Consider the following 15,111-nt stretch of genomic DNA (forward strand, 5'->3'; position numbering starts at 1 on the left):
CTTATGGAAAATTCAATCGTAATTTATACTGCTATCACTGATAATTATGACCAACTCAGACATAATAATCTTCATAATCTGCTAAATTTTGTTGCTTATCTTGAAAATTATGACTCAAACGCAGTAAGTAATGTTTTAGATTTATCTCAAGTATTACCTTCAAAATACAAAAAATTAGATGCAAATAGACGGGCTAAATGGTTTAAGTTACATCCTCATAAATTATTTCCTGATTTTACTTATAGTATTTGGATTGATGGCAATGTTGATCTAGTGGGAAATGTTAATGAGTTAATCAGTGAAAATATGATAAAAACAGGAAATTTATGGGCTGTATTTCCTCATAAATCGAGAAATTGTATTTTTGATGAGGCCGCGGCTTGTGCCAGATTAAAAAAAGATGATCCAATACTCATGTTTCGTCAAGTGTCACATTATTTACAAGATAAAGGCTATCCTCGCCATAATGGGTTAACTGAAAATACAATAATTGTGCGAAAACATAACCATCAAAATGTTATTCAATTAAATGAAAGGTGGTGGCAAGAAATCTTAAAATGGAGTAAAAGAGATCAGTTAAGTTTTAATTATTGTTGTTGGCAATTAGGATTTGATTATGACAAATTAGAAGGAACAATTTATGATAATCAGTATTATAAAACTCAGATCTTGCACCTACCCGAAAATTGACTGGTAAGGGGGAGTAATGAGTAAGGAGTAATGAGTAATGAGTAATGAGTAATAAGGGCTTTGTTGCATGAATCGCTTGTGGAGAGTATTTGAGATCAAATTAGGTATTGTTTTTCCATAGCCACCGTCAGAAGATGAAACAAAAATACCATCTAAGAAATTGGTCAGAATATGATCAAGGACTAAAACAAAGAGGAAGTCTGACATTTTGGCTTTCTGAAGAAGTCTTATCTAACTGGATTTTAACAGAAAAATCAGGAACTAGAGGAGCTGATAATTATTTCTCAGATCAAGCAATATTAACTTTTGTGATGGTGAAGTCTTTATTTAGTTTAGCAGGGAGACAAACGGAAGGTTTTTTAGAATCATTATTTGTTGAGGTGGGGATTGATTTGCCAGTGCCAGACCATACTACGGTGTCTCCTAGGGCGAAAAATCTCGATGTAGTTCTACCAGTGAACAAAAGGGATGAACCTCGTCATCTGGTAGTAGATTCCACAGGGGTAAAAGTCTATGGTGAAGGTGAATGGAAAACCAGACAACACGGTGTAAGTCAAATAAGAACATGGCGTAAATTACATTTAGCCGTAGATGAAAAAACAGGTGAAATTTTAGTAGCCGAAGTAACGACAAATAATTGCCATGACGGCGATGTACTAGAAAGTTTATTAGAAGCGGTAGAAGGTGACATTGAGCAAGTTTCAGGGGATGGGGCTGATGATCAAAGAAAATGTTATCGGGCGATCGCCCAGAGAGGGGCAATGGCGACAATTCCACCACAAAACAAGGCTCAAAAGTGGTCAAACATAGATGGAGACAGGAATAGAAATATCGAAAGAATTGAGGAAATAGGTAGAAAAGAATGGAAGGAAGAAAGTGGTTATCATCGACGTTCAATCAGTGAAACTACAATGTTTAGGCTAAAGACAATCTTTGGCGGAAAACTAAGTAGCAGAGATTTTGACAATCAGGCTGTAGAATTGTTTGTGAAATGTCTGTTGTTGAATAAAATGATCCAAATTGCCAAACCAGATAGCTATATAGTTTAACAACTCATAATGATAGGGTCATCGCGATCGTTCCTCTGAAAAATTGTTCGTTTTTTGATTCATGCAACAAAGCCACTTTAACTTCTAACCAATCTGCCGAGACTAAAACTTAAACACCAACTTGATTATATCCAAGTATTCCTTCTTTGATAATTTTGGCGGGATTTCCTACTACAATACAATTATCGGGGACATCTATAGTTACCACTGCTCCAGCACCGATAACTGAGTTACTCCCAATAGTTACTTTTGGCAGTATAGTTGAACCTGCACCAATAAAACTACCCGATTTGATCGTACAATGACCACAAATAATACATCCCGGACCAAAAGTTACATAATCTTTAATAATTATATCATGTCCAATAGATACACTTCGATTAACTAAAACTTGTTTGCCAAAGTTGCAATTAGCACCAATTACTGAACCGGCATTAATATGCACTCCTTCCCCAAAAAATGCGGACAATGCAATAATTGCCGTACTATCAATAAATGTGGCAAATTTAAGAAACCCTAATTGTCTTATTTCTTCTTCGAGAAGTTGACGATAACTAGGGGTAATTAAAGGAATGGTTACAGGAATTTTCAAAAGTTCTGGAGTTATTTCTTCCGGAGTTAAAATGTTGGGTAGATTTGGGTTTTTAACTGTTTTTAAGTTATCAATAGAAGCTATAATTTTAATGTTAGTACGTTGGGCAATTTCTATAGCTTCAAATACATAACTTGAACCAATACCATATAAAACACATTTACTATCTGATGTAACAGTCATTGATGTCACGATTATTTTAGAACACAATTTATATTTACTATAACTATATAATATAACTTAATGGAGACAAATAAAATAATTATTAATTTAGCTCCTACAGGAGTAATCCCTAATAATAATATGACATCTCATGTTCCGATTACTCCGAAAGAAGTTGCTTTGGATGTTTATAATTGTGCTAAATTCGGCTTAAGTTGTGTTCATGTACATGCACGAGACGAAAATCAAGAACAAACAGGAGACTCACAAAGATATGTTCAATACATAGAAGCTATTAGGGAAAAAGTTCCTGAGATGGTTATTTGTGTTTCTTGTAGTGGGAGAAAAGATCCCAACTTTGAGAGTCGTTCTCAAGTTTTAAGTTTAACAGGAGATTTACGTCCTGACATGGCTTCTTTAACTTTAAGTTCTCTAAATTTTACTAAAACCGCAAGTCTTAATTCTCCAGATACCATTATTCGTTTAGCTGAAAAAATGCAAAATAATGGCATTAAACCAGAGTTAGAAATTTTTGATGTGGGTATGGTTAATTATGCACATTATCTAATTAAAAAAGGTTATTTATTAGCTCCTTATTACTTTAATATTATCTTAGGAAATATCGCCTCAGCCCAAGCAAATTTACTTCATTTAGGCATGATAATAAAAGAATTACCGTCAGATTCTATTTGGACTGTTGGAGGTATTGGCAATGCTCAATTATCAGCTAATTTAATGGCAATTTCTCAAGGTGGAGGAGTTCGGGTTGGCTTAGAAGATAATATTTGGTTTGATGAAGAAAGAACTGAATTAGCAACAAATCAATCTATGATGGAACGTATTATTAAGATAATTAGGTTAATGGGTAAAGAAATTATAAGTCCAAAAGAACTTAGAACTTATTTAAAGTTAATTTAAAAATAATTTTTATGCTTAATAATAAATGTCATTTAATTACCTTTCCCAAAATAACAGATTATCGTGGTAATTTAACTTTTATAGAAAATAATAAACATATACCTTTTACCATTAAAAGAGTTTTTTATTTATATGATATTTCTGAAAATGTCATTCGGGCTAATCACGCTCATAAAAAGTTACAAGAAGTTTTAATCTCTTTATCGGGTAGTTTTCATGTTACTATTAATAATGGACAAAACAACGCACAATATCAACTAAATTCTCCTTTTATTGGTTTATATATACCTTCTTTAACTTGGGTAAAAATTGATAATTTTAGTTCAAATACTGTGTGTTTAGTCTTAGCATCTGCATTGTATGATGAATCAGATTATATCCATAATTATGAAGATTTTATAACATTAATTAACAAAAAAAATGAACATTAGTTTTCTTGATCTTAAAGCAACTTATCTTGAACTAAAAGAAGAATTGGATCAAGCTTATCATCGAGTCATGGAATCTGGTAGATATTTATTAGGAGAAGAATTAGAAGCCTTTGAAACGGAATTTGCTAATTATTGTAATGTTAAATATTGTGTGGGTGTTGGTAGTGGTTTAGATGCTTTGCACTTAATTTTAAAAGCATTAAATATAGGAAAAAATGATGAGGTTATTGTACCCGCTAACACTTATATTGCGACTTGGTTAGCCGTATCTTATGTGGGTGCAAAATTAATTTCCATTGAACCTGATGAAACTACTTATAATATTAATCCTGATTTAATTGAGGAAGCAATTACCGAAAAAACCAAAGCTATTTTAGTTGTACATTTATACGGGCAACCTGTGGCTATGGAAAAAATAAATGCCATCGCATCTAAGTATAATTTAAAAGTAATTGAAGATGCAGCTCAAGCCCAAGGTGCAAAATATAGAGAAAAATCAGTTGGTAGTTTAGGGGATGCGGCAGGTTTTAGTTTTTATCCTACTAAAAATTTGGGGGCTTTTAGTGATGCTGGTGCTATTGTAACAAATGATCCTGACATTGCTCATAAAGTTAAATTATTGCGCAATTATGGATCTGAAAAAAAATATTTTAATGAGGTAAAAGGTTTTAATTCTCGTTTAGATGAATTGCAATCGGCTTTTTTAAGAATTAAACTAGCGAAATTAGATGAATGGAATAAAAAAAGACAAAAAATTGCTAACTATTATTTAGAAAATCTTAAACATATAAAAAACTTACAATTACCTAATATTATTGAAGATACCGAACCAGTTTGGCATTTATTTGTTATTAGATATAGTCATAGAGATTATTTACAAAAAAAGTTAGCTGAGTCAGGAATTGGTACATTAATTCATTATCCTATTCCGCCCCATTTATCTTCGGCTTATCAACAGGAATATAAAAAAGCGAGTTTTCCCATAACAGAAAAAATTGCCAAAAAAGTTCTCAGTTTACCAATATATCCTCATTTATTAGAACAACAATTAAATATTGTCACTCAAACAATTCGTAATATTATTAATTATGAATAATTCAGAAAATCCTCTAGTTTCCGTACGTTTAATTACCTATAATCACGAAAAATATATTGAAGAAGCAATATATAGTGTTTTGTCACAAACTTTTCAAGATTATGAATTAATTATCGTTAATGATGGCTCTACAGACGAAACAGATTCAATTATTAAAAGGATTTTAGAAAAAGAAAATAATCCTAAAATTAAGTATATATATCAAGAAAATCAAGGAACTAGTAGTGCTTGTAATACGGCTATCTTAAATGCAAGAGGTAAGTATATCGCTAATATGTCTGGGGATGATGTTTGTTATCCTTATCGCTTAGAAAAACAAATGCAATTTATTCAAGAAACAGGAGCAAAAATAGTTTTTTCTTGGGTTGATATTATCGATGATAATAGTAATATAATTACCAAAACATATTACAATACTATAATTTTTAATCAACCTCCTCGTAGTCGTTTTTCAACTTTAAGACATTTTTTTTTCAACTTCAATTATATTAACAGTCCAAGCGGGTTAATAGAGAAACAGTTACTAATAGAAAGTGGGCTTTACTGCTTAACTTCTATTCAGTCACAAGATTTAGATATGTGGATAAAATTAGCCAAAAAATATGATATTTGTTTGTTACCAGAAAAATTACTAAAATATCGTATTAGAGCGAATAATAATAATCTAAGTAATTCAGACAATGGGAGAGGTAGTCGAATGATTTTTGAACACTATCAAATACATAAGACTTTTTTTGATGATTTTCCGATGGATTTATTTAAGCAAGTTTTTGTCAATGAAATTAGACTCAACAACTTTTCAAGTAATATACATTATGAATTAGAAAAATCTTTTATTTATTTACTTCATAGAGAATCTTATATACAAATTATTGGATTAGAAAATCTATTTTGTCTTCTTCAAGATGAATCGATACTCAAAGTAGCTAAATCTGAATATAATTTTGATCTTCCTAAATTATACGAATTAACCAAAAAAATTGATTTCTGGAATTATAAGCAAATTTTTTCTAATACTCAAAAAATTAAATCCCTATTCCCCACCTTCATCAAAAATTTATGGCGTAGATATAAGAATTGAAAATTGAGAATTTAAAATGAAGAAATTGAGCATCGTTGCTCATTGCCTTTTTTCCTTTTTCCTTTTTCGCTAACTAAATTAAAAATTTAAGAATGAAACACCTCTAGTGATAAAGAGAGGTATTTCTAACCTTACCCGTCATAGTTTTTGACGCACCCCTAATTAAATATCAATAACTGTTACCCAATCTTGATAATTAGGCTCTTTATTTTCGGTAATAGCCGTTAATTTTTCCTTAATTTTATTAGTGATATTTTTCTCTTGAGGAAGGTGATAATTTTCGACTCTTTTAACCGGGGTTACTTTCGCCGCAGTGCCACATAAAAAGACTTCATCAGCGATAAATAATTCAGTTTTATCTATTTCTCTTTGTTCAATTTCTATCTCTAAATTTTTAGCAATAGTTAAAATACTATCTCTAGTAATTCCTTCTAAAATATCTTGATCAAAACTAGGAGTAATTAATTTATTATTTCTAACTATAAAAAGATTCATTCCCGTAGCTTCACAAACTTTACCTTGGGAATTCATCAAAATTGCTTCATCAAAACCACTATCAACGGCTTCAGTTTTTGCTAAAGCAGAAGTGATATATGCTCCACTGATTTTACCTCGTAATGGTAAACTACGATCTTCTTGACGATACCATGAACTGATACGGCAACTAATACCATCAGGGGAAAGATAATCTCCCATTTCTAAGCCATAAACAAAAAAGTTTTTTTCGATGTTGTGAAGTCGTGGTGCAATCCCCAAATCTGAAGTATAAACAAAGGGACGAATATAAAAAGGTTTACTTGGTTTATTTTTCGTGACAAAATCGATAATTACTTCCTGAATCTGATTAGGTGATAATTCGTAATGTAAGTATTTAGCACTATTACTTAATCTCTGACAATGACGATCTAAACGAAATAATAACACTTGTTGAGGATTTGCAGGGTTAATTGTACCTCTTAAGCCACCAAAGGCACCTGTACCATAATGTAACGCATGAGTGGCGATCGAAATATTAGCATCAGTAAAGGGAATAAATTTGCCTTCAAAGTAGGCGATAGGTAAAAAATCTGACATGATTTACGATTTAATAGTCTGATAAATATAAATTTACATAGATCACTCCATCCTATCATTAAAATTGTTGACAATCCATGAGACGGAGAAAAAATAAGATTGCTGGAATTAGTAGCATTCTGCAATGATTTTTAATGGGCTTGTAATAAGGGATTTATTCTTTCCTCATTCCTAAATCGGAAAACGCTTCATTTTTAAAGCAGCTTCTTTTGCCGTTTTAATCAGATTACCAGAAATGCCCGGCACTTGAGGGATTTGTACTAATACATCAACTGTACGACGCAAAACACGGACAATATCCCCCTCATCCATAGTGGTATTTTTAGAAATTTCTTCCCATGTTGCCTCTAAACACCAGGCTTCGGATAAACCAATCATATCTCGTTCTAACCATACGGGGATACTAATATCATAACGATTTTGTAATTGATATAACTTACGCCGAATTTCCCATAACTCCTGTTGAGAATTATAGTTTACATCTTCAATTTTTTGTAATCCCAAAGCGTCTAACACTTCTGGTGATGCTTCAAACCCCACCCATGTGTCAAATCGTGCTGGTTCAGTAATTAAAGCAGTAATTACGGCGGCTAAATGATGGGGAGAAAGGAAATCGAGACGTTGAGACATTAAGGCTAAACCTAACCATAATTCATTCTCTCCTCGAATCACGGCAGCCGCTTCTCCTAATAAAGTGGGGGTAAATCCTTCTAATGCACCAAATTCTCGTAATATTTCGATTAACGCCATAAATTCTTGCCAGTAATACGAACTACTAGACTTGTATCTTTGATATTGAATTTGAATTTTGCTTAACTCTTGTTTCAATATTTGTCGTTTACGATTATTTTTGATGATTTGGGCGATTTTTTCAACTTTATCTAAGGGATTTTCTGTAATAACTTTATCTAACCCTAAAATTCTTTGTTGTTGTTGGATAATTTCTTGAGTGGGTTGAGCGTATTCTTGTTCATATTCACTGATAATTTTACTCACAGATAATGTATTTTCATCTCCATGACACCATAAACCAATTTTAATGTCTTGCCCTTCAGGAATGTTTAATATTTCGATTAAAGTAGAAGGAATCCTTCCGCCATTAATATCAATAACATCAGCAAAAGAAGCGATATACCAGTTATTATCTTTCCCTAAACACAGCAAAAATTTTTGATTGCCGTTAGGAATATGTGTCATAAAAACCCCTTGAATACTATAAGGATTTTTCTTATTTTCTCGATTTAAATTCAGAATACTACCTGGTGATAAATTTTCTAAATAAAGCATAATCGCTCTTTGTCTTTGCTGTATCCAATTCCTATAAAATAATTTGAGGACTTTTTTCTCTTGTTTCCGTCTTTCTTTTAATTTCTCATAATTAGCCAAATCTTTGCTATCATATCCGGCTAACATAATATCAAGTCGAGATAACTCTGTAGTATAATTAGCGATCGCCTCTTCTTGGGGTAATAGTTGTAATTGTGCCAAATATTCAGCAAAACTCAACTCTAGTAACTGTTTAGCTTCTTCAATACTGTGAGTTTGTAGTAAATTTAAAACCATACCGTAGCTAGGAGTGAATTGACTGCGAAGAGGTTCAGGAGGTGATTTGGCTAGTTTAGAAGCAATTAAAGCCCCTTCATAGGGTGTTTGAACGGTGACAACGTACCCAACCTTATCCATACCTCTACGCCCTGCTCTACCCGCAATTTGCATGAATTCAGAAGGTGTAAGTAAACGGTGTCCATCATCACTTCTTTTTTTTAAAGCCGAAATAACAGTAGTACGAGCAGGCATATTAATTCCAGCAGCAAGGGTAGCAGTAGCAAAGACAATTTTGACTAAACCTAACTCAAATAAGCGCTCAACTAATTCTTTCCAAGAGGGTAAAATTCCAGCGTGATGGGCGGCAATTCCTCTAGTTAAAGGCTCAATTTGACTACTTCTAACTAACTCACTATTGTCGGCTAAAAATCTTAATAAACGTTCTTTAAATAAAGGTTTATCAATTAAATAATCAACTAATTCTTCTCCCGCTTTTTCATAATTAGCAATAAAACCGATAATCTTTTTATAAGCGATCTCATGCTCTTTTCTCGCAAATTGGACTATTTTTTCCTGTAATTCTAAATTTTCGATCATTAAAAAATAAAGTAAATAAAGCAAAATTTTCCTACTTTCATCAACATTAACTAAATTAAAATAACTTAAAGATTCTACAGCTTGATCACAACCTCTACGACTAAAAATAATATAAATAGCAGGAAGCATATTTTGGTTATTTAATTGTTGAACAATTGTCTTAATCGTAGGGCAATCTTTAGGATTAAATTTACCTCGATGATTAGTAGCTAAAACACCTTTTAATTGTGGATTTAACTTATGATTTTTTTCATTGAAAAGTGGAAATAAACCTTTATTATGACTAAAATAAAACTTTAATGGTACAGGGCGAAAATCAGAATTAACTAATTTACATTCACTAATAATACCCTGTTGAAAATTAGCTTGACGAACATTATTTATCCAACTACACAATTCTTGAGGATTGCCAATAGTAGCCGATAACGCCACTAATTGAATATGAGGAGGACAATAAATAATCGATTCTTCCCATACTGTACCACGACCTGGATCACTGATATAATGACATTCATCTAATACTACCGTCTGGACATCTCGTACAGAAGTACCCACTTCGCCGATGGGAGTACTATAAAGCATATTACGGAAAATTTCTGTTGTCATGACAATAACAGGAGCAGAAGGATTGATTAACACATCCCCTGTTATTAAACCAATTTCAGCATAAGTATTAGTTTCAGGTAATAAAGTTTGACCAAATTTATCTTGAAAATCACGAAATTTTTGGTTAGAAAGGGCTTTTAATGGGGTAGTATAAAAAACTCTTTTTCCTTCAATTAAAGCTCGATAGATAGCATATTCACCGATTAAAGTTTTACCTGAACCTGTTGGTGCAGTTACAACTACAGATTTATTTTCATCTAAATAAGCCATCGCTTCTTGTTGAAAATCATCTAATTTATAAGGGAAAATGGTATTAAAATCTAAATTAATAGGATTCATAATTCATATAATATGTTAATAATAAAGGAAGACGTTTAAATAAGTTTAATATAAAAATTTAACTGTAGAGATTCAATAAAAAATATAATAATTTTTGATAATTTTGGCATTTAATAGGGTAAAAATAAGTAATAAAATATGAGTTATAATCAAGGTTTATCTTAATTCCGATTATCTAAGATTAAGGATTTATTAACAATTCTATCGAATTTTTCTCTTTGATCACCTTCAAATTTTAATACTTCGTAAATATTTATATATTTTTCGTTTTCCTTATTCACCTGTCAGCTTATCTTCTTTCAATTCATCCTTAAGCCGATTACAAGTTTCCCATCCCGGAATCCATAAATCTCTATCTTTTAATTGTTGAGCATTAATCCAAAAACGAACACTATTATCACAAGAAGCAATCATCTCTGCAAATACCCATTTAGCTTCATTTTTACGGTTAATGACTTGAAAATGTCTCCATCCCCATGTTTTTTGTTTTGCCGTCCATTTTGAGCCTAATAAGTGAGGAAATTTTGGTTTATTAGCCATTATTATAAATAACAAATTAACGCAGTGAATATCAAATTTTTATGTTAACCTTATATTACTTAGAGATACTGGTTCTTCCACAGGGATATAATTAGGCATATGATCGGCTTTTACTAAATTCCACCCATACGATTGCACCCTTGTAGTTAAATAATGAGAAGGGAAAAACACCAAATCGGCATTTTCGCAGGAATATTGTTCATAATGTGCTACCTGCCACAACCATTCAGGATATTCTATATTATACTTTTCGTTAGCTTCATAAATCCATTCATGACCACTGTGCATTGTTACGGCAATGGTGCAATTATCCTCTAAAATTTTCGTTTGTTTTGCCTGAAGACTTGGATAACTAATACCTAACATTTCGTGAAATTCTACATAGATTTTACTATCAGGAAATTGATAATTAATAGCTTGAAGAAAAAATAAACAACTATAGCCCAAATAATCTACCCATTCTGAAGCAACAGAGTCTAAAATTTGATAATGAAAAGATGATAAGTTAAGAGTTTTTTTAACCTGATTAGTGGTGAATATATGTTTAACTTCATCTAAATGAGATTCTCCTAAGTAATGAGATTCAGCATCACAGGAAATTAAAATAATATACCAACCATCAGAGTTTAATTTTTTTGCTAAATTTTTATAATAAGTACCGACACCACCATTACGAAAAATTCCTTCATATTCTGTAGTTGGTAAAACCGCAATTTTTTCAGGATTTATAGAAGTAAATAGAGCTTTTATCTCAGCAGAAAAAGTAACAGTATTTTTTTTATCGAGGATATTCACAGCATTACAAATACTAAAAAAAAGTATAACATAAAATTAATACTTATTTTATCATAAGATCGTCAAATTAGGATAAAATCAGGGATGGGGAATTAACAATCAAGAATAAATATATAGCAATCCTAAATCATTCGTGAAGAATTAAAGATTAAAAAATAAATCTGTAAATCTTACTATACCTTAAAGCTTACCATTGAAAGCTGATAGCTAACACATATAAAAACATTAACTGGTGCGCAATGCCAACTCTACTACTTGTGAAAATTTGATTATTTTGATCTAATTTAAAAAGTAAGGTTTATAGTTGTATTAAGTATTTCTATTTAAGGCAAAAGAGGAAATGGTAAAATGTCTTCAATAATTCTTGATCGCTATGAAATTATAACCGAACTTGGAGCAGGGGGATTTGGAGAAACTTTTTTGGCAAAGGATTTACAAATGCCGTCACGAAAAGAAATGGTGATCAAATGTATTAAGCCTATAAATGAGCAAACTTCTTCAGAAATTCTGGAGGAGTTATTTAAGCGAGAAGCCTCAACACTAGAGCAATTAGGAGCACATTGTAACCAAATTCCCACTTTATATGCTTATTCTTTATATGCTTATTTTGTGCTAGAAGGAAAATTTTACTTAGTGCAAGAATACATTGAGGGTAAAAACTTAGCACAATTAGGGGTGATTAGTCAAGAGCAATGTCTAATTATTTGTAAGCGTTCAGGGGGGAACGAAATGTGGTAGTTTAGAGGAATGGAAAAAGTGCAACTACCAGAAACTAATTACGTTACCGAAGAAGACTGGGATTTAACTCCTTCACGAGTTAAAGATTTAGTTGTGCAACAAAAATTGACTATTAAAAAATTACAAAAAGAACTGGAAGAATTAAAGAAAACCCAAGAAAACTTGCAAGAAAAAGTTAATTGTAATTCTCAAAATTCCAGCATTCCCCCCTCCACAGAATTAATTAAACCAGACAAGAAAAAAACGAATCACAAAAAGAAAAGATTGAGAGGTGGACAATCAGGTCATCTAGGCTATAGTCGTCCTCTATATGATGAATCAGAATGTACCAGTATCGAAAATCATTTTCCCATAACCTGTAAGTGTTGTGGGGAAGGACTATCGGGAAAGGATGAAAGCCCTTATCCTCATCAAATAGTCGAAATCCCCCCCATTAAATTGGAGATAATTGAACATAGATTACATCAGCTCGAATGTAACCATTGTGGGGAAAAAACCAGAGCTAAATTACCCGAATCAATCTGTGAGAGTGGATATGGTGCCACAGTGGTAGCCTTAGTTGCTTTGATGAGTGGGGTATATCGTCATTCTCACCGAATGATCGTCTCAGCAATGGATGATTTTTTGGGAGTGAAGATGGCATTAGGAACGGTGAATAGACTAAGAAAAGAAGCCAGTATCGCATTATCAGAAACAGTATTGGAGGCAAAAAGTTATATTCAATCATCAGAAAAAGTATGTGGTGATGAAACAGGTTTCACTCAAGGAAATGCCGATAATAAAAATCCCACTAAGAAAAAAGCATGGTTATGGGTAGCGGTAACACCATTAGTGGTTTTTTTTCAAGTTTTGTTATCCCGTTCCACACAAGCAGCCATGGATTTATTGGCGGAAAATTTTGAGGGGATATTAAGTAGTGACCGTTACGGTAGCTATAATTGGGTAAGTGTCGAAAAAAGACAAATTTGTTGGGCTCACTTAAAAAGAGAGTTTCAAAAAATATCTGAAAGAAGTGGTGTAAGTGGACAAATAGGAAGAGATTTATTAGCACAAGAAAAAAAATTATTTCGGCAGTGGCGAAAAGTCAGAGATGGAACATTAAGTCTCCAAGAGTTTAAAATAAGAATATTACCGATTAGAAATCGTTTGAGAGAAATTCTGAGTTCGGTTGCTGAATATGAGATTTTCTCAAAAGAGAAAACACCATTAGCAAAAACTGTCCGTACTTGTCGGCAATTGTTAAAAGTGGAGGTAGCACTATGGCTATTTGTAGAAATAGAAGGATTAGAACCGACAAATAATGAAGCAGAAAGAGCGATTCGTCCTGCGGTATTGTGGAAACGAACTAGCTTTGGTTCACAGAGTCAAGAAGGAAGTATTTTCGTGGGTAGAATGTTAACAGTGGTTAGCAGTTTACGTTGTCAAAATCGCAATGTTTTAGAATTTATGAGAGAAACAATTAAAGGGAGTAGAGAAAGAAGCCAAACACCATCTTTAATTCCTACTCAAAATTCTGCACATAATTCCACTAATGATGAGTCTAGTCTTTTTGTTGCGTAGCCCTCTGAACGCTTACCATTAATCTATGCGATCGCCTTGTATTTTTAGGGCAGGGAGGTAACTTATGTTATTTTGGTAATTATGAAGATGCCACGAAATTTTTTGAGTTAAAAACAGGAGATTTTGCGGATATTTATATACAATTAGATAATCAACAAGCTGTTTTAGACACAGCGAATAAGTTTCAAAAATCTCAATATTATTTTAAATATATAAGACAAAAATTTGGAACTGATCATCAAAGTCAAGTAACTGCTAAACCTCAAAAGGTTAAAGGTAATTTTATTCGTCAAGTATTAATTTTATGTCAGCGATATTATCAGCTAATAGTTAGAGATAAAGTTAACTTAATTATTTCATTATTAACAGCACCTATTGGTGTATTCTTAATAAATTTGGCTATTAGAGAAAAAGAACCTTTTATTTTAGGAAATGAAGAAAATCTTGCCCTTCCATCTTTAGCACAAACAGTTATATTTGTCTTCACATCTGCAGGTATTTGGGTTGGTTTAGCAACTTCTTTACAAGAAATAGTAAAAGAGAACGATATTTATTTAAGAGAAAGATTAGTAAACCTGAATTTATTTGCTTATTTAAAATCAAAAATTAGTGTTTTAAGTATATTAGCTTTTTTACAAACTATTTTAATGGTAGGGGTTATTTTAGTTGCCTTTTCTCCTCCTGAATCCGAGACAATTTCATGGTTAGCAGGAGTTACTATCACTACTTTTCTAACTCTTTTTGCTTCCCTTTGTTTAGGCTTAATGACTTCCGCTACGGTGAAAAATAGTACTCAAGCTAATAGTGCTTTACCTTTACTTTTATTACCACAAATTATCTTTTCCGGAGTATTATTCAAGATAGAAGGCTTTGGTAAATATTTATCATGGTCAATGATTAGTCGTTGGTCTGTAGGTGCTTATGGTTCATTGGTTAATATTAATAGTTTAGTACCAAAAGTCAAAGTATTACCAGATAGTACAAAAATTGAAGCACCCTTTAAAATTACTGAAGTATATAATCCTGATTGGAGTAATTTAAGCCTCAATTGGCAAATGTTACTTTTACATAGTCTCATTTATTTAGCTATTACATGGATGATGCAAAAAAGAAAAGACATTATTTAACAAATCTTACCTGCATTCGACATAAAATTATTGGATAAGGTAGCACCTGAGTTCGGAGTTCGGAGTTCGGAGTTAAAATTAACAGATTTTGATAAAAAGAGTAAATAAATTGATTTTTTTCTTTTCAATCCTTTGATTGACTAATCAATGTTCGAGCGCACTTAAAGTGCG

At 32.1% G+C, this 15,111-nt stretch carries 14 protein-coding genes; 9 read left to right on the forward strand and 5 right to left on the reverse strand.

What is annotated here, in order from left to right; translation table 11 throughout:
• Positions 1 to 3: 3 nt before the first annotated feature.
• Both FWJ34_RS06500 and FWJ34_RS06505 read left to right on the forward strand, forming a co-directional pair.
• Positions 4 to 690, forward strand: coding sequence for a glycosyltransferase domain-containing protein (locus tag FWJ34_RS06500; RefSeq protein WP_308254513.1), 687 nt, complete (start codon positions 4 to 6; stop codon positions 688 to 690).
• A gap of 134 nt (positions 691 to 824) precedes the next feature.
• The gene (locus FWJ34_RS06505; protein WP_308254514.1) at positions 825 to 1,739 is read left to right on the forward strand and encodes an IS5 family transposase; all 915 of its coding nucleotides are present in this window, start codon (positions 825 to 827) and stop codon (positions 1,737 to 1,739) included.
• A gap of 109 nt (positions 1,740 to 1,848) precedes the next feature.
• Here the strand turns inward: FWJ34_RS06505 and FWJ34_RS06510 are convergent, their stop codons facing one another.
• Positions 1,849 to 2,514 (reverse strand): acetyltransferase, encoded by a 666-nt coding sequence (locus tag FWJ34_RS06510; RefSeq protein WP_308254515.1) that lies wholly within the window; start codon positions 2,512 to 2,514, stop codon positions 1,849 to 1,851.
• Between the two features lie 60 nt (positions 2,515 to 2,574).
• Here FWJ34_RS06510 and FWJ34_RS06515 point away from each other — a divergent pair, with 60 nt between their 5' ends.
• From FWJ34_RS06515 to FWJ34_RS06530, 4 genes are read left to right on the forward strand one after another with little or no spacing between them, the layout of a single operon-like run.
• On the forward strand, positions 2,575 to 3,411 hold the full coding sequence (locus FWJ34_RS06515) for a 3-keto-5-aminohexanoate cleavage protein (RefSeq protein ID WP_308254516.1): 837 nt from the start codon (positions 2,575 to 2,577) through the stop codon (positions 3,409 to 3,411).
• A gap of 11 nt (positions 3,412 to 3,422) precedes the next feature.
• The gene (locus tag FWJ34_RS06520) at positions 3,423 to 3,842 is read left to right on the forward strand and encodes an FdtA/QdtA family cupin domain-containing protein (RefSeq protein ID WP_308254517.1); all 420 of its coding nucleotides are present in this window, start codon (positions 3,423 to 3,425) and stop codon (positions 3,840 to 3,842) included.
• Entirely contained in the window at positions 3,832 to 4,938 is a 1,107-nt protein-coding gene (locus FWJ34_RS06525; protein WP_308254518.1) for a DegT/DnrJ/EryC1/StrS family aminotransferase, read from the forward strand. Before FWJ34_RS06520 ends, FWJ34_RS06525 begins: the two co-directional genes overlap by 11 nt.
• Positions 4,931 to 6,019, forward strand: a complete 1,089-nt coding sequence (locus FWJ34_RS06530; protein ID WP_308254519.1) for a glycosyltransferase family 2 protein — start codon at positions 4,931 to 4,933, stop codon at positions 6,017 to 6,019. Before FWJ34_RS06525 ends, FWJ34_RS06530 begins: the two co-directional genes overlap by 8 nt.
• Positions 6,020 to 6,181: 162 nt before the next feature.
• On the opposite strand, the gene FWJ34_RS06535 is transcribed toward FWJ34_RS06530, so the two are convergent.
• The 4 genes from FWJ34_RS06535 to FWJ34_RS06550 form a co-directional block, all read right to left on the reverse strand.
• Complete coding sequence (locus FWJ34_RS06535) at positions 6,182 to 7,093, reverse strand: branched-chain amino acid transaminase (protein WP_308254520.1); 912 nt, start codon at positions 7,091 to 7,093, stop codon at positions 6,182 to 6,184.
• Between the two features lie 171 nt (positions 7,094 to 7,264).
• Complete coding sequence (locus FWJ34_RS06540; protein ID WP_308254521.1) at positions 7,265 to 10,180, reverse strand: DEAD/DEAH box helicase; 2,916 nt, start codon at positions 10,178 to 10,180, stop codon at positions 7,265 to 7,267.
• Between the two features lie 273 nt (positions 10,181 to 10,453).
• Entirely contained in the window at positions 10,454 to 10,720 is a 267-nt protein-coding gene (locus FWJ34_RS06545; RefSeq protein ID WP_308254522.1) for a TIGR02450 family Trp-rich protein, read from the reverse strand.
• Positions 10,721 to 10,759: 39 nt separating this feature from the next.
• Positions 10,760 to 11,515, reverse strand: a complete 756-nt coding sequence (locus FWJ34_RS06550) for a hypothetical protein (protein ID WP_308254523.1) — start codon at positions 11,513 to 11,515, stop codon at positions 10,760 to 10,762.
• Positions 11,516 to 11,863: 348 nt separating this feature from the next.
• On the opposite strand from FWJ34_RS06550, the gene FWJ34_RS06555 reads away from it, so the two are divergent.
• The 3 genes from FWJ34_RS06555 to FWJ34_RS06565 all read left to right on the forward strand — a co-directional run bounded on the left by FWJ34_RS06555 (position 11,864) and on the right by FWJ34_RS06565 (position 14,940).
• Positions 11,864 to 12,253, forward strand: a complete 390-nt coding sequence (locus tag FWJ34_RS06555; RefSeq protein ID WP_308254524.1) for a protein kinase — start codon at positions 11,864 to 11,866, stop codon at positions 12,251 to 12,253.
• 9 nt (positions 12,254 to 12,262) lie between these two features.
• A complete protein-coding gene (tnpC, locus tag FWJ34_RS06560; RefSeq protein ID WP_308254525.1) occupies positions 12,263 to 13,813 on the forward strand; it encodes an IS66 family transposase in 1,551 nt (516 codons plus the stop codon).
• Positions 13,814 to 13,950: 137 nt separating this feature from the next.
• Positions 13,951 to 14,940: an ABC transporter permease gene (locus FWJ34_RS06565; RefSeq protein ID WP_396231729.1), complete on the forward strand. Its 990-nt coding sequence runs from the start codon at positions 13,951 to 13,953 to the stop codon at positions 14,938 to 14,940.
• The last annotated feature ends 171 nt before the right edge of the window (positions 14,941 to 15,111 follow it).

Source organism: Geminocystis sp. GBBB08, assembly GCF_016743215.1.
In the GTDB taxonomy this organism is placed as follows: domain Bacteria; phylum Cyanobacteriota; class Cyanobacteriia; order Cyanobacteriales; family Cyanobacteriaceae; genus Geminocystis.

Coding starts and splice junctions, on each gene's coding strand:
- FWJ34_RS06515 (WP_308254516.1), top strand. CDS start 2,575: ATGGAGACAAATAAAATAATTATTAATTTAGCTCCTACAGGAGTAATC.
- FWJ34_RS06510 (WP_308254515.1), bottom strand. CDS start 2,514: ATGACTGTTACATCAGATAGTAAATGTGTTTTATATGGTATTGGTTCA.
- FWJ34_RS06530 (WP_308254519.1), top strand. CDS start 4,931: ATGAATAATTCAGAAAATCCTCTAGTTTCCGTACGTTTAATTACCTAT.
- FWJ34_RS06545 (WP_308254522.1), bottom strand. CDS start 10,720: ATGGCTAATAAACCAAAATTTCCTCACTTATTAGGCTCAAAATGGACG.
- FWJ34_RS06520 (WP_308254517.1), top strand. CDS start 3,423: ATGCTTAATAATAAATGTCATTTAATTACCTTTCCCAAAATAACAGAT.
- FWJ34_RS06500 (WP_308254513.1), top strand. CDS start 4: ATGGAAAATTCAATCGTAATTTATACTGCTATCACTGATAATTATGAC.
- tnpC (WP_308254525.1), top strand. CDS start 12,263: ATGGAAAAAGTGCAACTACCAGAAACTAATTACGTTACCGAAGAAGAC.
- FWJ34_RS06525 (WP_308254518.1), top strand. CDS start 3,832: ATGAACATTAGTTTTCTTGATCTTAAAGCAACTTATCTTGAACTAAAA.
- FWJ34_RS06540 (WP_308254521.1), bottom strand. CDS start 10,180: ATGAATCCTATTAATTTAGATTTTAATACCATTTTCCCTTATAAATTA.
- FWJ34_RS06505 (WP_308254514.1), top strand. CDS start 825: ATGAAACAAAAATACCATCTAAGAAATTGGTCAGAATATGATCAAGGA.
- FWJ34_RS06535 (WP_308254520.1), bottom strand. CDS start 7,093: ATGTCAGATTTTTTACCTATCGCCTACTTTGAAGGCAAATTTATTCCC.
- FWJ34_RS06555 (WP_308254524.1), top strand. CDS start 11,864: ATGTCTTCAATAATTCTTGATCGCTATGAAATTATAACCGAACTTGGA.